Origin of the sequence: Citrobacter sp. Cb004 (genome assembly GCF_030337065.1) — a bacterium.
Classification (GTDB): domain Bacteria; phylum Pseudomonadota; class Gammaproteobacteria; order Enterobacterales; family Enterobacteriaceae; genus Citrobacter; species Citrobacter braakii.
Genome location: NZ_JAOWCH010000061.1, coordinates 212,031 through 233,269 on the forward strand (window position 1 = coordinate 212,031; position 21,239 = coordinate 233,269).

At 51.5% G+C, this 21,239-nt stretch carries 19 protein-coding genes, 5 tRNA genes and 1 pseudogene; 8 read left to right on the forward strand and 17 right to left on the reverse strand.

The features are described 5' to 3' along the window. Positions 1-8: 8 nt before the first annotated feature. The 17 genes from nadA to cydA all read right to left on the reverse strand — a co-directional run bounded on the left by nadA (position 9) and on the right by cydA (position 11,169). Positions 9-1,052, reverse strand: a complete 1,044-nt coding sequence (gene nadA, locus OGV65_RS14665) for a quinolinate synthase NadA (protein WP_016152315.1) — start codon at positions 1,050-1,052, stop codon at positions 9-11. Between the two features lie 269 nt (positions 1,053-1,321). Then, positions 1,322-1,397 (reverse strand) — tRNA-Lys (locus OGV65_RS14670). Between the two features lie 32 nt (positions 1,398-1,429). Further along, a tRNA-Lys gene (locus tag OGV65_RS14675) sits at positions 1,430-1,505 on the reverse strand. 149 nt (positions 1,506-1,654) lie between these two features. Then, positions 1,655-1,730: transfer RNA gene (locus OGV65_RS14680), tRNA-Lys, on the reverse strand. Between the two features lie 3 nt (positions 1,731-1,733). Beyond that, positions 1,734-1,809 (reverse strand) — tRNA-Val (locus OGV65_RS14685). 26 nt (positions 1,810-1,835) lie between these two features. Continuing rightward, positions 1,836-1,911 (reverse strand) — tRNA-Lys (locus OGV65_RS14690). A 165-nt stretch (positions 1,912-2,076) separates the two neighbouring features. Continuing rightward, positions 2,077-2,865: a cell division protein CpoB gene (cpoB, locus tag OGV65_RS14695; protein WP_016156016.1), complete on the reverse strand. Its 789-nt coding sequence runs from the start codon at positions 2,863-2,865 to the stop codon at positions 2,077-2,079. A 9-nt stretch (positions 2,866-2,874) separates the two neighbouring features. Continuing rightward, the gene (pal, locus tag OGV65_RS14700; RefSeq protein ID WP_003022983.1) at positions 2,875-3,393 is read right to left on the reverse strand and encodes a peptidoglycan-associated lipoprotein Pal; all 519 of its coding nucleotides are present in this window, start codon (positions 3,391-3,393) and stop codon (positions 2,875-2,877) included. Positions 3,394-3,427: 34 nt separating this feature from the next. After that, on the reverse strand, positions 3,428-4,720 hold the full coding sequence (gene tolB, locus OGV65_RS14705) for a Tol-Pal system beta propeller repeat protein TolB (RefSeq protein ID WP_003022981.1): 1,293 nt from the start codon (positions 4,718-4,720) through the stop codon (positions 3,428-3,430). Positions 4,721-4,847: 127 nt separating this feature from the next. Next, positions 4,848-6,104 (reverse strand): cell envelope integrity protein TolA, encoded by a 1,257-nt coding sequence (tolA, locus tag OGV65_RS14710; RefSeq protein ID WP_016152313.1) that lies wholly within the window; start codon positions 6,102-6,104, stop codon positions 4,848-4,850. Between the two features lie 64 nt (positions 6,105-6,168). After that, on the reverse strand, positions 6,169-6,597 hold the full coding sequence (tolR, locus tag OGV65_RS14715) for a colicin uptake protein TolR (RefSeq protein WP_003022978.1): 429 nt from the start codon (positions 6,595-6,597) through the stop codon (positions 6,169-6,171). Positions 6,598-6,600: 3 nt separating this feature from the next. After that, complete coding sequence (gene tolQ, locus OGV65_RS14720) at positions 6,601-7,293, reverse strand: Tol-Pal system protein TolQ (RefSeq protein ID WP_016152312.1); 693 nt, start codon at positions 7,291-7,293, stop codon at positions 6,601-6,603. Continuing rightward, positions 7,290-7,694: a tol-pal system-associated acyl-CoA thioesterase gene (gene ybgC, locus OGV65_RS14725; protein ID WP_003831439.1), complete on the reverse strand. Its 405-nt coding sequence runs from the start codon at positions 7,692-7,694 to the stop codon at positions 7,290-7,292. The genes tolQ and ybgC overlap by 4 nt, the downstream gene beginning before the upstream one ends. A gap of 330 nt (positions 7,695-8,024) precedes the next feature. Further along, on the reverse strand, positions 8,025-8,318 hold the full coding sequence (gene ybgE / locus OGV65_RS14730; protein ID WP_016152311.1) for a cyd operon protein YbgE: 294 nt from the start codon (positions 8,316-8,318) through the stop codon (positions 8,025-8,027). Next, positions 8,318-8,431, reverse strand: coding sequence for a cytochrome bd-I oxidase subunit CydX (cydX, locus tag OGV65_RS14735; RefSeq protein WP_003022970.1), 114 nt, complete (start codon positions 8,429-8,431; stop codon positions 8,318-8,320). Before cydX ends, ybgE begins: the two co-directional genes overlap by 1 nt. Before the next feature lie 14 nt (positions 8,432-8,445). After that, a complete protein-coding gene (gene cydB / locus OGV65_RS14740; RefSeq protein WP_016152310.1) occupies positions 8,446-9,585 on the reverse strand; it encodes a cytochrome d ubiquinol oxidase subunit II in 1,140 nt (379 codons plus the stop codon). 15 nt (positions 9,586-9,600) lie between these two features. Continuing rightward, on the reverse strand, positions 9,601-11,169 hold the full coding sequence (cydA, locus tag OGV65_RS14745; RefSeq protein WP_016152309.1) for a cytochrome ubiquinol oxidase subunit I: 1,569 nt from the start codon (positions 11,167-11,169) through the stop codon (positions 9,601-9,603). Positions 11,170-12,387: 1,218 nt separating this feature from the next. Here cydA and glmS point away from each other — a divergent pair. The 8 genes and pseudogenes from glmS to glsA all read left to right on the forward strand — a co-directional run bounded on the left by glmS (position 12,388) and on the right by glsA (position 21,218). Then, positions 12,388-12,837, forward strand: coding sequence for a methylaspartate mutase subunit S (gene glmS / locus OGV65_RS14750; protein ID WP_016152308.1), 450 nt, complete (start codon positions 12,388-12,390; stop codon positions 12,835-12,837). Further along, positions 12,837-14,225, forward strand: coding sequence for a methylaspartate mutase accessory protein GlmL (glmL, locus tag OGV65_RS14755; protein ID WP_047497777.1), 1,389 nt, complete (start codon positions 12,837-12,839; stop codon positions 14,223-14,225). Before glmS ends, glmL begins: the two co-directional genes overlap by 1 nt. A gap of 18 nt (positions 14,226-14,243) precedes the next feature. Then, positions 14,244-15,689: a methylaspartate mutase subunit E gene (locus tag OGV65_RS14760; RefSeq protein ID WP_016156014.1), complete on the forward strand. Its 1,446-nt coding sequence runs from the start codon at positions 14,244-14,246 to the stop codon at positions 15,687-15,689. Further along, positions 15,689-16,930 (forward strand): methylaspartate ammonia-lyase, encoded by a 1,242-nt coding sequence (locus OGV65_RS14765; RefSeq protein WP_016152305.1) that lies wholly within the window; start codon positions 15,689-15,691, stop codon positions 16,928-16,930. The genes OGV65_RS14760 and OGV65_RS14765 overlap by 1 nt, the downstream gene beginning before the upstream one ends. A gap of 3 nt (positions 16,931-16,933) precedes the next feature. Next, positions 16,934-18,304, forward strand: coding sequence for an acyclic terpene utilization AtuA family protein (locus tag OGV65_RS14770; protein ID WP_016156013.1), 1,371 nt, complete (start codon positions 16,934-16,936; stop codon positions 18,302-18,304). Then, positions 18,301-18,618, forward strand: a complete 318-nt coding sequence (locus OGV65_RS14775) for a DUF4387 domain-containing protein (protein ID WP_016152303.1) — start codon at positions 18,301-18,303, stop codon at positions 18,616-18,618. The genes OGV65_RS14770 and OGV65_RS14775 overlap by 4 nt, the downstream gene beginning before the upstream one ends. Positions 18,619-18,786: 168 nt before the next feature. Then, positions 18,787-20,068 (forward strand): annotated as a pseudogene (locus OGV65_RS14780) (dicarboxylate/amino acid:cation symporter); the annotation flags it as partial. A 148-nt stretch (positions 20,069-20,216) separates the two neighbouring features. Next, positions 20,217-21,218 carry a glutaminase A gene (glsA, locus tag OGV65_RS14785; RefSeq protein ID WP_016152301.1) on the forward strand — a complete coding sequence of 334 codons (1,002 nt, stop codon included), beginning with the start codon at positions 20,217-20,219 and terminating at the stop codon, positions 21,216-21,218. The last annotated feature ends 21 nt before the right edge of the window (positions 21,219-21,239 follow it).

Sequence of the window (21,239 nt, forward strand, 5' to 3'; positions counted from 1 at the left end):
ATAAATAATTACGCTCGAAGTGTAGCCGCAAATTCCAACATACGGTTTAACGGCAACAGCGCCCCTTCTCTCAGCGAGTCCTCAACATGTATCTCATGAGCCGCGCCGCCATGTTCCAGGCCCTCAGCAATCGCTTTCAGGCCATTCATCGCCATCCACGGACAATGCGCACAGCTGCGACAGGTTGCCCCCTCGCCAGCCGTCGGAGCTTCAAGCAGCTCTTTATCCGGAACGGCCTGCTGCATTTTGTAAAAAATGCCCCGGTCAGTCGCCACAATCAACTGCTTATGCGGTAACGATTTAGCCGCGTTGATGAGCTGGCTGGTTGAGCCAACCGCATCTGCCATATCAACGATAGACTGAGGGGACTCCGGGTGCACCAGCACCGCGGCATCAGGGTAAAGCCCTTTCATGCGTGTTAAAGCCTGGGTTTTAAACTCGTCGTGGACGATACAGGCGCCCTGCCAACAGAGCACGTCTGCGCCGGTCTGTTTTTGCACGTAGTTGCCCAGATGTCTGTCCGGAGCCCAGATGATTTTTTCACCTAAACTATCAAGATGTTCAATAAGTTCAACCGCGATACTGGAAGTCACGACCCAGTCCGCACGTGCTTTAACGGCAGCAGAGGTATTGGCGTAAACCACCACGGTACGATCCGGATGCGCGTCGCAAAATGCGCTGAACGCGTCAATCGGACAGCCCAGATCTAATGAACATTCCGCCTGTAAGGTCGGCATCAGGATGGTCTTTTCCGGGCTGAGAATTTTGGCAGTTTCTCCCATAAACCTCACGCCCGCAACCAGCAGCGTAGAGGCAGAATGCTTTGCACCGAACCGCGCCATCTCCAGAGAATCAGAAATACAGCCCCCGGTCTCTTCCGCTAACTGCTGAATTTCAGGATCGGTGTAATAATGCGCGACCATAACGGCATCACGCTCTTTCAGCAGGCGCTTGATTTTTTCACGATAAAATTGCTTTTCATCCACACTTAGCGGTACTGGCTTCGGCGGAAACGGATAAATTGCTGCTTCTGGATCAAACATCACGCTCATCTTGCTTTCTCGTTTCACTGGCTTAACGAAATAACCGATTAAAAGCGTGACGCACGCCATATTCGGTTTGATTTGTTTTGTATGCTAAACAAGATAGCGGATTGGCGCAGAAAAGTCACAATAATTGCGTGTGATGAATGCCGGATGGCGTCTGACGTCTTATCCGGCCAACGCGAGTAGTGTCGTCTGTAGACTGATAAGCAAAGGACATCAGGCAATCTTATAAATCGCAGATAGCAAAAAGGCGCCTTTAGGGCGCCTTTTTACACTGGTGGGGCGTGCAGGATTCGAACCTGCGACCAATTGATTAAAAGTCAACTGCTCTACCAACTGAGCTAACGCCCCCGTATGGGGTTTACTGCTTCAATTATTCAGGATGGTGGGTCGTGCAGGATTCGAACCTGCGACCAATTGATTAAAAGTCAACTGCTCTACCAACTGAGCTAACGACCCGCTCGGATGTCACCTGAAAAATTTTTTACTCGACACCAATATAAGAATTGGTGGGGCGTGCAGGATGACTCGACTTCGTCTCGCCCTAGCGGGCCGTTGCTAAAGCAACGTTATCCTTCACGTTTAACACTTGAGTACAATGTTAAAGTTGGTGGGGCGTGCAGGATTCGAACCTGCGACCAATTGATTAAAAGTCAACTGCTCTACCAACTGAGCTAACGCCCCGAGTGGTGGGTGATGACGGGATCGAACCGCCGACCCCCTCCTTGTAAGGGAGGTGCTCTCCCAGCTGAGCTAATCACCCGATACTACGCTGGATACTGCATTAAGTGGTGGGGCGTGCAGGATTCGAACCTGCGACCAATTGATTAAAAGTCAACTGCTCTACCAACTGAGCTAACGCCCCACTTTTTTCGCCGCTTTCGGGCTGTTTGATATCCCTTGGCAACGGCGGCATATATTACTGATTTCAGATTTTAGCGCAACAAAAATTTCGATGTAAATAACTCAACTGCTTAGGAATCACACGACACGACCAGAAATAACACGATTTCTGGTCGCATGGTGGTCATTACATCGCGCCAAGGCGTTTTTGCGCTTGTTTTGCGCCATCAGTGCCAGGATATTTAGTGATAACCTGCTGATAAACCGCTTTAGCTTTTGCTGTGTCACCTTTGTCCTGCATGATGACGCCGACTTTATACATCGCGTCTGCAGCCTTAGGTGATTTTGGGAAGTTTTTAACTACCGAAGCAAAATAGAACGCAGCATCATCTTTTTTACCCTTGTTGTAATTCAACTGACCCAGCCAGTAATTCGCATTGGGCAGGTAAGTAGAGTCCGGGTACTTTTTGATGAAGTTCTGGAATGCTTCAATCGCGTCATCCTGGCGGGATTTATCCTGCACCAGAGCAATCGCTGCATTGTAATCGGTATTCGCATCGCCAGTTTGCACGGGAGCCCCTGACGTTGCTGCAGCTCCCGCATCAGGTGCAGGGGTTGCCGCCCCACTCTGATCGCCACCTGTAGACTGTGCCGCAGGCGCACTACCGCTGCCAAGATTATTCATCTGCAGCAATATCTGCTTCTGTCGCTCAACAACCTGATTCAGTTGATATTGATTTTCCTGAATTTGACCACGCAGGGAATCGATATCGGACTGATTATCGGAGAGTTGTTGCTGGAGTTGGGTTAAAAGCTGACTGTGAGCGTTAGAAATACGCTCGAGTTGAGTGACACGGTCTTCGACCGAGCCTGAGCCGACACTACTGATTGGCGCCTGTGCAAAAGCGGCCCAAGGGGCCGCTATGCCAACCAGTAACGACAGACTCAACAGGTGATGTCTGAAGTTACTGCTCATGCAATTCTCTTAGTAAACCAGTACGGCGCGACGGTTTTTGGCGTAAGCCGCTTCGTCATGACCCAGTACTGCAGGTTTTTCTTTACCGTAAGAAACGATGGAGATCTGGTCAGCAGAAACGCCTTTACCCTGCAGGTACATCTTAACGGCGTTCGCACGACGCTCACCCAGGGAGATGTTGTACTCAGGAGTACCACGTTCGTCCGCATGACCTTCTACGGTGACTTTGTAAGACGGGTTGCTACGCAGGAAGTTAGCGTGAGCATCCAGCATTGCAGCGAAGTCAGAACGGATATCGTACTTGTCCAGATCGAAGTAAACGATGTTGTTCTGCTGCAGCTGTTGCATCTGAAGACGCGCTTGCTCTTCAGAAGACATGTTGCCGCTGCCGTTTGCATCCATACCAGTGCCGGCACCCAGCATGCCTTCGCTGCCGTCATTGCTGGCGTTCTTGTTAGAAGAACACGCTGCAATAGCCATAACAGGCAGAGCAATCATCAGCCCTTTCAGCACTTTGTTCAGTTGCATTTCAATGATTCCTTTATTAATCAATTATTTATTATCACAGATACGGCGACCAGGCAGGGAATTTAACCTGACCATCAGTTGCCGGAAGACGCGCTTTGAAACGCCCATCTGTAGAAACCAAATTCAGCACGGATCCCATCCCCTGAGAAGAGCTGTAGATTACCATAGTGCCGTTAGGTGCCAGACTTGGCGTTTCATCCAGGAACGTTGACGACAGGACTTGTACGCCACCCGCTACCAGATCTTGTTTGGCAATGTGCTGCTGACCATTGGCTGAGCTTACCATTACCATAAACTTACCGTCGCTGCTCACATCCGCATCCTGGTTTTGCGAACCTTCCCAGGTAATACGCTGCGGAGCACCGCCGTTGACGTTAACTTTATATACCTGCGGACGACCGGCCTGGTCAGAGGTAAAGGCCAGGTTTTGGCTGTCCGGGAACCAGGTAGGTTCCGTGTTGTTGCTGCGACCATCCGTCACCTGACGGATCTGACCGGAACCAATGTCCATGACATACAGGTTCAGGCTACCGGTTTTAGACAGGGCAAACGCCAGTTTGCTGCCATCCGGAGAAAACGCAGGTGCACCGTTGTGACGTGGGAACGACGCTACCTGACGAACCGCGCCATTAGACAACGTCTGAATAACCAGCGCAGAACGACCGCTTTCGAAAGTGACGTACGCCAGTTTTGAACCGTCCGGAGACCATGCCGGAGACATCAGCGGCTGCGGAGAACGGTGTACCACGAACTGGTTGTAGCCATCGTAGTCGGATACACGTAATTCGTACGGGAACTGGCCACCGTTCGTCTGAACAACATAAGCGATACGGGTACGGAATGCACCTTTAATACCGGTCAGTTTTTCAAACACTTCGTCACTTGCAGTATGGCCCGCGTAACGCAACCACTGCTTGTTCACTTTATAGGTGTTCTGTGCCAGTACGGTACCCGGTGCGCCACCGGTATCTACCAGTTGATAAGCAACGCTGTAGGAACCATCCGGATTAGGCGTAACCTGACCTACTACCACGGCATCAATACCCAGCGCAGACCATGCGGCAGGTTGAACTTCCTGTGCGGTACCCGGCTGCTGCGGCAGGCGAGAACGGTCTAACGGATTAAATTTACCGCTGTTACGCAGGTCAGCGCCTACGATACCACCGATATCTTCAGGTGCAGCACCCGGCCCTGCCCACTGGAAGGGGACAACACCAATCGGGCGTGCCGAGTCCACCCCCTGGGTGATCTCGATACGTACTTCTGCGTGCAGCACCGCTGCCCACAGCATCAGAAAACCAAATGCTACTCGTAATGCCTGCTTCATCATATCTCCCTTATCTGGACGGAAAGCCCACGATAATTTAGCAGAATGTTAACAAACTCAAATACACAAAACTACCAGAACGCTGTCTCAACCTTAGACCGTTTCCCCTGAATTCTCAGGGACGTTATTACAGTTTAAAGTCCAGCTTGGCATCTTTTACTTTTTCATAAACAGCCTGGCTAGGCGGTTTAGGAATTCTGGCTGTTTTCGCAGCCGTCAGCGCAGCCTGACACAATGCCGGATCTCCGCCCTCTTCGGTCACATCCAGTAACAGACCATCGGGTGCTAACTTGATATGTAATACGCAAGATTTACCCGCATACAAATCGGCACCATACAGACGGCTCTGGATCGCATTACGAATTTGAGATGCGTAAGCACTGATATCAGCGCCAGATGCACCGCCATTTGCACCACTTGTACCACTATCTTTCGCCGGTTGACCGTTTCCTTTCGCTCCACCACCCGATTTCGGTGCATTCTTACCGGAGCTTAAGTCACCCAACAAGTCGTCAACGCCAGAGGCTGCAGCTGCTTTTTCGGCCGCAGCCTTTTTCGCAGCCGCCGCTTTATCTGCCGCAGCTTTCTTATCGGCAGCGGCTTTCTCGGCTGCAGCTTTTTTGTCTGCTGCTGCTTTTTCCGCTGCGGCTTTCTTATCAGCCGCAGCCTTTTCAGCAGCGGCAGCTTTCGCGGCAGCGGCTTTTTCTGCTTTCTCCGCAGCAGCTTTCTCGGCTGCTGCTTGCTTGGCGGCTTCAGCCTGAGCTTTCTTCGCAGCGTCTGCGGCAGCCTTAGCAGCTTGTGCTTCGGCAATTTTCTTCGCATCAGCGGCGGCTTTAGCGGCTTCAGCCTCTGCTTTTTTCTGTGCGTCCGCAGCGGCTTTCTTCGCGGCATCTGCCGCTTGTTTCGCCTGAGCATCAGCTTTGGCCTTCGCGTCTGCAGCAGCCTTCGCCGCAGCTTCTTCAGCCTGTTTCTGTTGCTCTTGCGCTTTCGCGGCGGCGGCTTCGGCCTGTTTCTGCTGTTCCGCCTGTTCGCGCACTTTTTCCTGCGCGGCTAAACGTTCTTTTTCAAGTTGCTTCAGTCGCTCTTGCTCGGCCGCCTGCTTCTCGCGAAGTTCCTCAGCTTGCTGCTGCGCCTGTTTTTCACGCTGCTCTTCTGCACGTTTAGCACTTGCCTGCTGTTGCTGCTGCCTGTCGTACTGTTGCACAACGGCGCCAGGATCGACCATAACGGCGTCGATGGACGAACCGCCACCGCCGCCGGCTGAAGCATCAATGTGCTCATCGAACGAACTCCAGATCAGCGCTGCAAATAAAATGACATGCAGCACCGCTGAAATAATTATCGCCCTTTTGAGCTTGTCGTTTTGTTCGGTTGCCTTTGACACTCTCGGTTCCCAAAAAACTGTTCGCCTGTTACGCGCTATCTTTCAAGCCAGCAAAACGCAGTCATCAGATTGGCTGCGTCATCAAGCCAACCGATTTTACGCCTGCACTGTGTAACAAGTTCAGCGCTTTAATTATTTCATCATAAGGCACGTCTTTCGCACCACCGATTAAAAAGACCGTTTTCGGATTGGTCTGCAGGCGACTTTTCGCTTCCGCGATAACCTGCTCCGGCGGCAGTTGATCCATACGATCTTTCTCAACGACCACGCTGTATTGCCCTATCCCGGAAACTTCAATAATGACCGGCGGTTCGTCGTTACTGCTGACAGCTTGCGATTCGGTCGCATCCGGCAGGTCGACTTCCACACTCTGCGTAATAATCGGCGCGGTTGCCATAAAGATCAGCAACAGCACCAGTAGTACGTCGAGCAGCGGTACAATATTGATTTCGGACTTGAGTTCGCGACGACCTCGTCCACGCGTTCTGGCCATGGCTTACCCCTTGTTGCTCTCGCTAACGGTAAACGCCTGGCGGTGCAGAATCGCGGTGAACTCTTCCATAAAGTTGTCGTAATTCAGCTCCAGCTTGTTCACGCGCTGATTCAGTCGGTTGTAAGCCATAACCGCCGGGATTGCCGCAAACAGACCGATAGCCGTTGCAATCAACGCTTCCGCGATACCCGGTGCGACCATTTGCAGCGTTGCCTGTTTTACCGCGCCTAACGCGATAAATGCGTGCATGATCCCCCAAACGGTACCGAACAGACCGATATACGGGCTGATGGAGCCGACGGTGCCAAGGAATGGAATATGCGTTTCCAGCGTTTCCAGTTCACGGTTCATCGAGATACGCATCGCACGGGATGCCCCCTCAACGACCGCTTCCGGCGCATGACTATTCGCCCGATGCAGACGCGCAAACTCTTTGAATCCGCTGTAGAAAATTTGTTCCGAGCCCACCAGGTTATCACGACGCCCCTGGCTTTCCTGATACAGGCGCGACAATTCAATGCCGGACCAGAACTTGTCTTCAAATGCTTCAGCTTCACGTGAAGCAGCATTAAGAATACGGGTCCGCTGGATAATAATGGCCCAGGATGCGATTGAGAAACCAATCAAAATCAACATGATAAGTTTAACCAGAAGGCTTGCCTTCAGGAACAAATCAAGGATATTCATGTCAGTCACTGCTTAAACTCCGCGACAATAGACTTGGGAAGCGCACGAGGCTTCATTTTGAGTGGATCAACGCAAACAATCAGAACTTCGGCTTCATTCAGCACGGTGTTCTCTGCGTTGACAATGCGTTGCGTGAAAACCAATGAGGTGCCACGCATTGACGTAATTTCGGTTTGGACTTCGAGCATATCGTCGAGCCGGGCAGGCGCAAAATACTCCAGCGTCATCTTGCGCACCACAAAGGCTACACGTTCGGCCAACAGGACCTGCTGACTGAAGTGATGATGACGCAGCATTTCTGTGCGTGCTCTTTCGTAAAAAGCGACGTAGCTGGCGTGGTAAACCACCCCACCGGCATCGGTGTCTTCATAGTAGACACGAACCGGCCATCGAAACATATACTTGTTCATTCTTACTGCCTCTTTGTTGGCTTCGCCCACTCACACCGATCGCTTAACTTTGTAAGCGCCAGGTGACTCGCGTTCTTGCCGCCGCGATGCTTCAAGAATGTCGTTGTATATCGCGCTGTATTCACTTTACATCCCGGTAATGCAATTAAGTTGCGTCCTGATGGTCCAGTGTCGCCACCGCACACAACTCCAGGGCACAACCTTAGGTTAATGCTTTCAAACTTCGCTACTATACGCGCGGGAATGGTGGTTTGGAATGGGGGAAAGTAAACGGAGAGTAAAAATTTATGGGCTTATGCAAGCCCATAAATATTTAAGGATGTTTCTTATTCAAAAGAAGAAGAAAATCAGACCAACAACCAGGACGATATCCGCGATTAACGGGCAGAAAATGCCCTGCCAGTGTACGGCGCGAGGACGAAAACCAACGCCGTGAATGATTCCTGCGCAGACCGCCCACATCAGCAGGAGACCATGCCAGATTTCCAGCTCACTGGTTTTGGCCGCGAAACGTGACGGATCCCAGAATATGCAGCCAGCCAACACGATTGCCAGCACAAAGGAAAGCGCCCGCAAGGGGCGCTTGTCCATCGCGTTATACTGCATCGCGATAATGTTGGTCATCAGCTATCTTCTTGTCCGGCTTTGCCTGATTCAACGTGCTCAAGCGCCAGCGCTGTGATTATCCCAAATGCACAGGCAAGAAGCGTTCCCAAAATCCATGCGAAATACCACATTTTAAGCTCCTTACTTAGTACAGAGAGTGGGTGTTGCTTTCAATATCTTCTTTGGTGATGCGTCCGAACATCTTCCAGTAACACCAGCCGGTGTACAGCAGAATGATCGGAACGAACACACAAGCTACATACGTCATCAGATTCAGCGTCAGCTGGCTGGACGTTGCATCCCACATGGTCAGACTTGCGTTCATCATGGTGCTGGATGGCATCACAAACGGGAACATTGCGATACCAGCCGTCAGGATGATGCAGGCTAACGTCAGTGAAGAGAAGACGAACGCCCATGCCCCTTTCTCCATACGAGAAGTCAGGATGGTCAACAGCGGCAGAACCACGCCCAGTGCAGGAACCAGCCACAGGATAGGTGCATTGTTAAAGTTCACCATCCATGCGCCAGCCACGCGAGCCACTTCTTTGGTCAGCGGGTTAGAGGCGGCATGATGATCCAGTGCTGAGGTCACAACATAACCGTCAATACCGTAAATCACCCACACACCAGCCAGCGCGAAGCAGACCATAGTGACCAGTGCCGCAACCTGCGACGTTGCACGCGCACGCAGATGCAGTTCACCTACCGTACGCATCTGCAGATAGGTCGCGCCCTGGGTGATGATCATCCCAACACTCACGACACCCGCCAGCAGACCAAACGGATTCAGCAACTGGAAGAAGTTACCGGTGTAGTACAAACGCATGTAGTCGTCTACGTGGAACGGAACCCCTTGCAGCAGGTTGCCGAACGCCACGCCAATAACCAGCGGTGGAACGAAGCTACCAATGAAGATGCCCCAGTCCCACATGTTGCGCCAGCGCATGTCTTCAATCTTGGAGCGGTAATCAAAACCGACCGGACGGAAGAACAAAGACGCCAGTACCAGGATCATCGCCACATAGAAACCGGAGAACGCAGCGGCATACACCATCGGCCAGGCAGCGAACAGTGCGCCACCCGCGGTGATGAGCCAAACCTGGTTACCGTCCCAGTGCGGGGCGATGGAGTTAATCATAATTCGACGCTCGGTATCATTACGACCGAGGAAACGGGTGAGCATGCCCACCCCCATGTCGAAGCCATCAGTGACCGCGAAACCAATCAGCAGAATGCCAACCAGCAGCCACCAGATAAAACGCAATACTTCATAATCGATCATTTGACGACTCCTGTCTTAGCGTGCCGGCTGAGAAGTCACAGTGGACTGCTCGTAGTGATAACGACCGGTTTTCAGGCTACTCGGCCCAAGGCGTGCGAACTTGAACATCAGATACAGTTCAGCCACCAGGAACAGGGTATACAGGCCGCAAATCAACAGCATCGAGAAGATGAGGTCGCCAGCGGTCAGCGAAGAGTTCGCTACGGCTGTTGGTAACACTTCACCAATCGCCCACGGTTGGCGGCCGTACTCTGCAACAAACCAACCGGATTCAATGGCAATCCACGGCAGAGGAATCGCATACAGCGCGGTGCGCAGCAGCCATTTTTTCTCACCGATACGGTTACGAATCACGGTCCAGAAGGACACTGCGATGATTGCCAGCATCAGAATGCCGCACGCCACCATAATACGGAAAGCGAAGTACAGCGGCGCAACGCGAGGAATAGAATCTTTCGTTGCCTGCTGAATTTGCGCTTCGGTCGCGTCGGTGACGTTATCCGTATAGCGTTTCAGCAGCAGACCATAACCCAGGTCTTTCTTCATGCTGTTGAACTGGTCGCGAACGGCCTGATCGGTAGTTCCTGCACGCAGTTCTTCCAGCAGTTGATACGCTTTCATCCCGTTACGGATGCGCTCTTCGTGCTGCACCATCAGGTCTTTCAGACCAATGACCGGTGTATCAACAGAGCGGGTGGCAATGATGCCCAGCGCATAAGGAATTTGAATCGCAAAATGGTTTTCCTGCGCATCCTGGTCCGGAATACCGAACAGGGTAAAGGAAGCCGGTGCAGGCTGCGTTTCCCATTCTGCTTCAATAGCAGCAAGTTTGGTTTTCTGCACGTCGCCCATTTCGTAACCGGATTCATCACCCAGAACGATAACAGACAGAATAGCAGCCATACCAAAGCTGGCGGCGATTGCAAAAGAACGTTTAGCAAACGCGAAGTCACGACCGCGCAGCATATAGTAGGAGCTGATCCCCAGAACGAACATCGCGCCACAAACATAACCAGATGCCACAGTGTGAACAAATTTCACCTGTGCTACCGGGTTGAGCACCAGTTCAGAGAAGCTCAGCATCTCCATGCGCATGGTTTCAAAGTTGAAATCCGCGGCGATTGGGTTTTGCATCCAGCCGTTCGCAACCAGAATCCACAGTGCGGACAGGTTAGAACCCAGAGCCACCAGCCAGGTGACGCACATATGCTGGACTTTACCCAAACGGTCCCAGCCGAAGAAGAACAGACCTACAAAGGTGGATTCGAGGAAGAAGGCCATCAAACCTTCAATCGCCAGCGGCGCACCGAAAATATCCCCTACATAGTGGGAGTAGTAAGACCAGTTAGTCCCGAACTGGAACTCCATGGTCAGACCGGTTGCCACACCCAGAGCGAAGTTGATACCAAACAACTTGCCCCAGAACTTGGTCATATCTTTATAAATCTGTTTGCCGGAAAGGACGTAGACCGTTTCCATGATGGCCAGCAAGAACGCCATACCTAGCGTCAGTGGCACAAACAGGAAGTGGTACATCGCGGTCAAGGCAAACTGTAAGCGCGACAGTTCGACTATATCTAACATCATGACTCCTTGCTCATCGCATGAAGACTCCGAGAGTGAACCCCGTTAGAAAGGGTCACACGCATGCCCCAATACAAATTTATCTGCTTCCCTCCGCCGCTGCTCTTTCTTCTCAATTGAAGAAAGGACAATGATGAAAGGTTACAAACATGTTAATAAAACACTCAAATTGATCCCGCAATTATATTACGCCGTAAAATCCTTACAATAAACAGGTTTTTATCGAGGTAAATTTGCATTTTTCGATAGTGATCAATTTATAGCTAATTTATCACTTTCAGACCAATTTGATCTGCAGCAATTTAACCTCTTTTGAGGCTGTTTACCAAGTTTTAAACATTGATTTAAATCAATTTTCAAATTTAATGTTAATAGTGTTTAACAGTCAGGCGACTAGTGAACGCCATGTTAACGGTATGTTTTTCAATGAGTAATTGCCGTTACTACAAATGATAGGATATTTATTTAAATCTACACGATCTTTTAACCCGCCCGACTGACAAAATTGCCAGCAGATTAAGAGTCACTATTGCCGGGTAGCTCACAGTTTTTTGTTTAGCAAGTCATGGAATTGTTATTTCATACAAATTATTCATTTAAATTTTACTTATAATTAACACCAAGATGTAACTATCTCAAATGGAAGCGAAAGCGTCCCTCATTGACAGACGCATTGGGTTTGACGTCCTCAGCACAGCGCAGGCGTTTCGCTTAAAGCATCACTGAAAGTTATCACTCACTTCTCTTTTTCTCTTATGTGGCAACGTTTAAATATGCCACAAACAATTCATTATCATTTTTATCTTAAATTTAACAAAATATAATTATGTCATATAAGATTAAAAAATAAAAAACCGTTATCCCGTTCACAAGTTATTTAGTAAAGATAAATTTTTTAAATTATAAAAAATGACGCATGAATGAGGCGCACAACAAAATAAGATTTCGATCACAAACATGGCAAGTCATTTATTCGTCATTTTCCTGGTAAATTAAAAATTGCCGCAGAAACAAAATTCAACCACCTGATAAACAAGGATTTTTACAAATAAAAAATATAACAATCATTTTGCGCAGGATATTTTGAAAATAGATCAATTGCTTCCTTTTCCGCTTACACAGAAACTCCGACCCTATTAAGAGGTTGTCACAAGCCATGTTCTAAATATTAGAAAATAATTTTCACTTATTGACCATCAGCCCTACAGAGGATTACCCATGAAGAAATCTACACTTGTTATTGGCGTCATCGGTGCTGACTGCCATGCAGTAGGTAATAAAGTTCTGGATCGCGTTTTTACTGCTCATGATTTTCACGTAATCAACCTCGGGGTGATGGTGAGCCAGGATGAATATATTGATGCCGCGATTGAAACAGGCGCCGATGCCATCGTGGTGTCCTCTATCTACGGTCATGGCGACATTGACTGCCTCGGGTTACGTGAGCGCTGCATCGAACGCGGCCTCGGCGACATTCTGCTGTACGTCGGCGGCAACCTGGTAGTTGGTAAACATGACTTCGGCGATGTGGAAGTGAAGTTTAAGGAGATGGGTTTTAACCGCGTCTTCGCACCAAGCCACGACCTGGAAGATGTCTGCGCGCTTATCACCAATGATATTCGCCAACACAATGGCCTCGAGCAGCGTTGCCTGGAAGAGGCTATCTGATGCAAACAGTTTCTGTCGATATCGGCTCGACATGGACCAAGGCTGCCCTCTTCGCCCATGAAGGCGAGGAATTAACCCTGGTAAACCATGTCCTGACCCCAACCACCACACATCATCTGGCAGACGGTTTTTTTGCCAGCCTGAATCAGGTGCTGAACGTTGCCGATGCTCGCCCGTTACTGAAAAGTGGTGAAGTGCAGTTGAAATACTCCTCCTCGGCCAAAGGTGGACTCGCCGTTGCAGCAATGGGGCTGGTGCCTTCCATTACGCTGGAATCAGCAAAAGTTACCGCCCATTCGGCAGGAGCGAAAATCGCGCAATATTATTCGTACAAACTGAACCGGCATGACATCCAGGAGCTGGAATCATCACCGCCAGACATTCTGTTGTTTACCGGCGGTACAGACGGTGGCGAAGAAAGCTACGGCCTGGCGAATGCGCACGCGCTGGCAGGCTCAACGCTTGATTGCGCCATTATCTACGCCGGAAATCGGGACATTCAGGACGAAATACAAACGATTCTGGGACATAAAGATCTGACCACGGTAGACAACATTCTGCCTGATCTCGATCACCCAAATCCGTTTGCCGCGCGCCAGGCGATTTGCGATGTGTTCTTGTCACGCATTGTCAAAGGTAAAGGTCTGGACGTCATCGTCGGCGAAACCGGTGAAGAGCCAATGCCGACGCCATGGACGGTATATGAGTTAGTCAAAGCCATTAGCGATTACGACAGCGCATGGAAGGAATTCATGCTGATTGATATGGGCGGAGCCACCACGGATGTCTATTCGGCCAGCGCGAATACCCTCTCCCCCGATACCGTCCTGCATGGTGTTCCTGAACCGTTCGTCAAACGTACCGTTGAAGGCGACCTGGGAATGCGCGTTTCCGCCGTCGTGGTGGGAGAAAGCACGCAGGATATGGTGAAAGTCATCTTCGCCCAACAACCGCAGCGCGAGGAAGCGTTTTACCGCTACCTGCGTCATCTGGTTGGGCAACCGGATTACCTGCCGCTCAGCGAGGAGGAGAAATATTTCGACACCCTGCTGGCAGGTTTGTGCGTGGGCTATGCCGCTGAGCGCCACGCGGGCACTAAAAAGCAGGTTTGCACCTGCGTGGGTAACGTGGATTTACAGATGGGTCGCGATCTCACCACCGTACGCAAAGTCGTCGGTTCAGGGGGATGGCTCTCTCGCGCCAGCCAGTTCGATATCCATAGCTGGCTCAAATACCGGGAGCTGGACGACCAGGGTAAAAGAATTTTGTTACCGAATCAGTTTGAGTATTACCGCGATTCAAATGGCCTGCTCCCGCTACTGGCAAACGTCGCCAGGCTGTACCCGCAAGCCGCTGCTCGCACCAGCATTCAGTGTTTAACCCTATAAAACTTAAGGCAGCTACGAATGGAACTTCGAAATAAAAAATTGACCCATGACGAATTCATGACCGAAAGGCATCAGGTATTACAAACCTGGGAAACCGGCAAAGACGTTGAGAACTTCGAAGATGGCGTGAAGTACCAGCAATCAATTCCGGATAAAAAGCGCTTCTCCCTTGCTCTGCTGAAGGCCGATCAGGAAGGGAAAACCCTGAGCCAGCCGCGCGCAGGCGTAGCATTAATGGATGAGCATATTGCGCTGCTCAAAACATTGCAGGAAGAGTGCGACCTCCTGCCGAGTACTATCGATGCCTATACCCGTCTGAACCGCTATGAAGAAGCCGCCGTCGGGATCCAGAAATCTATCGAAGCAGGTACTTCTAAGCTGAATGGTTTACCGGTCGTCAATCACGGGGTTGCTGCCTGCCGTCGTATGACTGAAGCGCTGGAAAAACCGATCCAGGTTCGTCACGGCACGCCGGATGCGCGCCTGCTGGCAGAAATCGCCATGGCCAGTGGCTTTACCAGCTACGAAGGCGGCGGCATCTCCTACAACATTCCTTACGCTAAACGTGTCACTCTGGAAAAATCCATCCGCGACTGGCAGTACTGCGACCGCCTGATGGGCCTGTACGAAGAGAACGGTATTCGTATCAACCGTGAACCGTTTGGCCCACTGACCGGCACCTTGATCCCGCCGTTTATGTCCCACTCGGTGGCGATTATCGAAGGTCTGTTGGCTCTGGAACAAGGCGTGAAGTCAATTACCGTTGGCTACGGCCAGGTCGGTAGCCTGACGCAGGATATTGCAGCGATTCAGGCGCTGCGCGAACTTTCCCACGAATATTTCCATAACCATGGCTTCGACGATTACGAACTGAGTACCGTTTTCCACCAGTGGATGGGCGGATTCCCGGAAGATGAAGCAAAAGCCTTCTCCGTTATCGCCTGGGGCGCAGCGGTTGCCGGTATGTCAGGTGCCACCAAAGTGATCACCAAAAGCCCGCACGAAGCGTTCGGTATCCCAACGGCGGCAGCGAACGCCCAGGGTCTGAAAGCTTCGCGCCAGATGCTCAACATGGTCAGCGACCAGAAATTCCCGCAGTGCGCTGCCGTGGAGCAGGAAGTTGATCTGATTAAGAGCGAAGTCCGCGCGGTGCTGAAGAAAGTCTTCGAACTGGGCAATGGCGACATTGCGCGCGGTACGGTGCTGGCCTTTGAAGCAGGCGTACTGGATGTACCTTTCGCGCCCGCCGCCTGTAACGCCGGTAAGATCCTGCCTGTTCGCGATAACACAGGCGCCATCCGTATTCTCGAAGCCGGTGCCGTTCCGCTGCCGAAAGACATTCTCGCCCTGCACCACGACTACGTCGCAGAGCGCGCGCATTTCGAAGGCCGCAAGCCTTCTTTCCAGATGGTCATTGATGACATCAACGCCGTATCCCACAGTAAATTAATAGGAAGACCATAATGAAAATTAAACAGGCCCTTTTCACAGCTGGCTACTCCTCATTTTATTTTGACGATCAGCAGGCCATCAAAAACGGCGCCGGTCATGACGGGTTTATCTATACCGGCGCTCCGGTAACGCCTGGATTTACATCTGTTCGTCAGGCGGGTGAATGCGTATCCGTACAGCTGATTCTGGAAAACGGCGCGGTAGCGGTGGGCGATTGTGCAGCGGTGCAATATTCAGGTGCAGGTGGACGCGATCCGCTGTTCCTGGCTGAAAACTTCATTCCGTTCCTTAACGATCACATCAAACCGCTGCTGGAAGGCCGTGACGTTGATTCGTTCCTGACCAACGCCCGTTTCTTTGACGAACTGCGTATTGACGGCCATCTGCTGCATACCGCCGTACGTTATGGTCTGTCTCAGGCGCTGCTCGACGCGGCGGCACTGGCTACCGGTCGTCTGAAAGCAGAAGTGGTTTGTGATGAATGGCAACTGCCGTGCGTCCCGGAAGCCATTCCATTATTTGGCCAGAGCGGCGACGACCGTTATATCGCCGTCGACAAGATGATCCTCAAAGGTGTGGACGTCCTGCCGCATGCGCTGATCAATAACGTAGAAGAGAAGCTGGGCTTCAAAGGCGAAAAACTGCGTGAGTACGTCCGCTGGTTATCAAACCGCATCCTGAGCCTGCGCACCAACGAAACCTATCACCCGACGCTGCATATTGATGTCTACGGCACCATCGGTCTGATCTTCGATATGGATCCGGTGCGTTGCGCCGAATACATCGCCAGCCTGGAAGCCGAAGCTCAAGGCCTGCCGCTGTACATTGAAGGCCCGGTAGATGCCGGTAACAAGCCGGATCAGATCCGCATGCTCACCGAGATCACTCAGGAGCTTACCCGTCTGGGTTCCGGCGTGAAAATTGTTGCGGATGAATGGTGTAACACCTATCAGGATATCGTGGACTTCACCGACGCGGGCAGTTGCCACATGGTGCAGATCAAGACCCCGGATCTGGGCGGTATTCACAACATCGTCGATGCGGTGCTGTATTGCAACAAACACGGAATGGAAGCCTATCAGGGCGGTACCTGTAACGAAACGGAAATCAGTGCGCGTACCTGCGTACACGTCGCGCTGGCTGCGCGTCCAATGCGCATGCTGATCAAGCCGGGTATGGGTTTCGATGAAGGTCTCAACATCGTGTTTAACGAAATGAACCGCACCATCGCGCTGTTGCAAACTAAGGATTAAGAGATGGCACGCACATTTAAGATCTTATCGCCTACGGCTATCCTGGGTTATGGCTTCCCGGAAGAAAGTTTTCGTAAAGCCATGGAAGAGTCACCGGATCTTATTGCTGTTGACGCAGGTTCCTCCGATCCAGGCCCCCACTATCTGGGGGCGGGTAAACCCTTTACCGACCGGGCCGGTGTGAAACGCGATCTGCGCTATATGATCGTGGCAGGCGTGAAGAACAACATCCCGGTAGTGATCGGCACGGCCGGTGGTTCTGGCGCAGCTCCGCATCTGGAGTGGTGTCGCCAGATAATCCATGAGATCGCACAGGAAGAAAAACTGTCCTTCTCAATGGCGTTAATCCCGTCTGATGTCGACAAAGAAATCGTTCATCAGGCGCTGGATAACGGCAAAATCACCGCGCTCGATTTTGTGCCTGAACTGACTCACGATGCAATTGAAGAGAGCACCTACATTGTCGCGCAGATGGGCGTCGAGCCTTTTCAGCGTGCGCTCGAAGCTGGCGCGCAGGTGGTTCTGGGCGGACGTGCCTACGATCCGGCCTGCTTCGCCGCGCTGCCAATAATGCAGGGCTTTGATGAAGGTCTGGCACTTCATTGCGGGAAGATCCTTGAGTGTGCTGCCATTGCCGCCACCCCTGGCTCCGGCTCAGATTGTGCGATGGGGATCATTGATGACAACGGCTTTACGCTGAAGGCGTTCAATCCCAAGCGTAAGTTCACTGAAACTTCCGCTGCGGCGCACACCCTGTATGAGAAGTCCGATCCGTACTTCCTGCCAGGACCAGGCGGCGTGCTGAACCTGAAAGCGTGCACCTTTACCCAGGTTAACGAGGGCGAAGTGTATGTCAGTGGTTCACGTCATGAAGAAACACCGTATGCGTTGAAACTGGAAGGCGCGCGTCAGGTTGGCTTCCGTTGCCTGACCATCGCCGGAACGCGCGACCCAATTATGATTGCCGGGATTGACACCATTCTCGAAGAGGTACAGGCAAGCGTGGCGCGTAACCTCTCTCTGAATGACGACAGTATCCGCATGACGTTCCACCTGTATGGTAAGAACGGTGTGATGGGCAACCATGAACCGATGAAAACCGCCGGTCATGAGCTGGGGATTTTACTGGATGTCGTTGCGCCGACGCAGGATATCGCCAACAGCGTTTGCTCGCTGGTACGCTCTACCCTGCTGCACTACGGCTATGAAAATCGCATTGCGACTGCGGGCAACCTCGCCTTCCCGTTCTCGCCATCTGATATTCAAAGTGGACCGGTGTATGAGTTCTCGATCTATCACCTGATTGAAGCGAGCGATGCGCTGCGATTTGATTTCCACATTGAACAGGTGACGCCAGAAGGAGTTCAGGCATGAAACACTCAATTTGTTCACTGGCGCAGGTTATTCGCTCCAAAAACGCCGGACCGTACGAACTGGTTTTAGATATTTTATTTAAAACCAGGGAAGACTATCAGCGGGTAAAAGCCTGCGAGCAATTAACGCCGCAGCTCATTGCCAGTTTATATAATGTTGAACCTGACTTCATTCACAATATCGTGTGGTTCGATCCGGCGAATGCCGTAAAAATCGTCATGCCGCGCGATATTATTTCCGGCAACGTCGGTGACAATGATGTTTATGGTGCTCAGCAACACGCTCCATTATTAAGTATTGAGTTCGACTTGTAACAAAACACACAATAACAACCATTGGAGCACTGAATTCAGCGGTATCACAGTGCTTCGAATTATTCATGCGGTTGGTCACAACAGGCGTGCGTCTGAGCTGCTGTCCAGGCTCAGGCGCACACCACCCTACACAATTCAAATTACCAGCCTTTATCCGATGGAGTACACATGAAGAAAATAAGTTTAACGAAGATGATCATATTAGGCCTGATACTCGGCATGATTGCCGGGGTGGCCATAAATAATATGGCCGCGGCTGAAACAGCAAAATCCTATGCAGCAGATATTTCTATTTTTACCACCATATTCTTACGCATGGTAAAAATGATTATCGCGCCATTGGTTATTTCAACTCTGGTTGTTGGTATTGCCAAAATGGGCGATGCCAAAACGCTGGGACGTATATTTTCGAAAACCTTCTTCCTGTTTATTTGCGCCTCTCTGGTGTCAATTGCACTGGGTCTGGTTATCGTTAACATCTTCCAGCCAGGCGCGGGGATCAACTTCGTGCCGCATGACGTCGGGGCCGTTGCCGCCGTTCAGTCAGAGCCATTCACGCTGAAAGTGTTCATCTCGCACGCAGTACCGACCAGTATTGTCGATGCGATGGCGCGTAACGAAATTCTGCAGATCGTGGTGTTCTCAATTTTCCTCGGTTGCAGCCTGGCCGCAATTGGTGAAAAAGCCGAGCCTATCGTGAAGGTTCTGGATTCACTGGTACACGTGATGCTGAAGCTGACGGGCTACGTCATGCTGTTTGCACCACTGACCGTTTTTGCCGCTATTTCTGGTCTGATTGCCGAACGTGGTCTGGGTGTGATGGTCAGCGCCGGGATCTTCATGGGTGAATTCTATCTGACCCTGGGTATGCTGTGGGCAATCCTGATTGGCCTGTCAACCATGATAGTCGGGCCTTGCATCGCGCGTTTGACCAAATCAATCCTCGAGCCTGCACTGCTGGCCTTTACTACCTCCAGCTCAGAAGCCGCCTTCCCGGGCACCCTGGACAAGCTGGAAAAATTCGGCGTTTCTTCAAAAATCGCCAGCTTCGTTCTGCCTATCGGTTACTCCTTTAACCTGGTCGGCTCCATGGCGTACTGCTCATTTGCCACCGTCTTTATTGCTCAGGCATGCAACATTGAGCTGAGCATGGGCGAGCAAATTACCATGCTGTTAATCCTGATGCTGACCTCTAAAGGGATGGCGGGCGTACCGCGTGCATCAATGGTGGTTATCGCCGCAACCCTGAACCAGTTCAACATTCCTGAAGCTGGTCTGATCCTGTTGATGGGCGTCGATCCGTTCCTCGATATGGGTCGTTCTGCTACCAACGTCATGAGTAACGCAATGGGTGCTGCCATTGTAAGTCGCTGGGAAGGTGAACACTTCGGCCAGGGTTGTCGTGGCACTGCGCCAGTGAAGACCCCGGAACAAGAACGTCCGGTTACCGAAACAGAAGTCGCGTTGTCCTGATACGACGTTATTGCCGGATGGCGCTTGCGCTTATCCGGCCTGCATAACGTTTCACTATCCGTTGGCCGGATAAGGCGGTACACCGCCATCCGGCACCATGATGAGTACACCAACAGGATTGCACCATGACTAAAACTCTTCTCGGCGTGAGTATTTTTTCCTTCAGCGTTTTGTTCAGCGCAACGACTCTCGCGCAAACCACGCCGGATTACGCAAAGCTTATCGACCAGGCACATCAAAAATATAAAAGTAACCACGATGGAAAAGTCGCCGACTACATCCCTGCCCTGGCGACCTACAGCCCGAATAACTTTGCCATCACCATTGCCACGGTGGACGGCAAGATCTACCAGGTTGGCGATGTTAACAAACCCTTCCCCATGGAATCCCTGAGCAAAGTCTTCACCATGGCGCTCGCCATGGAACAGCACGGCCCTCAGGTGGTGCTGGATAAACTCGGGGCCAATGCCACCGGCATGCCTTTCAACTCCGGTTTAGCGGTTGAGCTGACCAAAGGCGCGCCTGAGAACCCGCTGGTAAACGCCGGGGCGATGAGCACCGTTAGCCTGATTGAAGCCAAAGACAAAACCGATCGCTGGAACAAAATCCTCGACAACCTGAACGTCTGGGCCGACGCCACGCTCACGGTTAATGAGCCGGTCTTTAAATCCGAGATGGAAACCAACCAGCACAATCAGGCGCTGGCGAAGCTGATGGAATCCTATAACAGCTTCTATGGCAATACCGACGAAGCTGTCGAAATTTATACCCGTCAGTGCTCGGTGGATATCACCGTTGAGCAACTGGCCAAAATGGGGGCGGTACTGGCGAACAAAGGCAAATCTCCATTCAACGGCAAGCAGTTGCTGAATGAAAAATATGTTCCGCAGGTGCTGGCAGAAATGGCGATTGCCGGACTATACGACGGCAGCGGTAAATGGCTCTACACCGTGGGCATCCCGGCAAAAAGCGGCGTCGGCGGCGGCATGGTCGCCGTTGTCCCGGGCGAATATGCGATTGCCGTCTATTCTCCGCCGCTGGATGAAGCCGGTAACAGCGTTCGCGCCCAGAAAACGATCGAATATGTCGCCGAAGCGACAAAAGCCAATGTCTTTTTAGCGCATTAAGCAATTACGGATGGCGTGAGC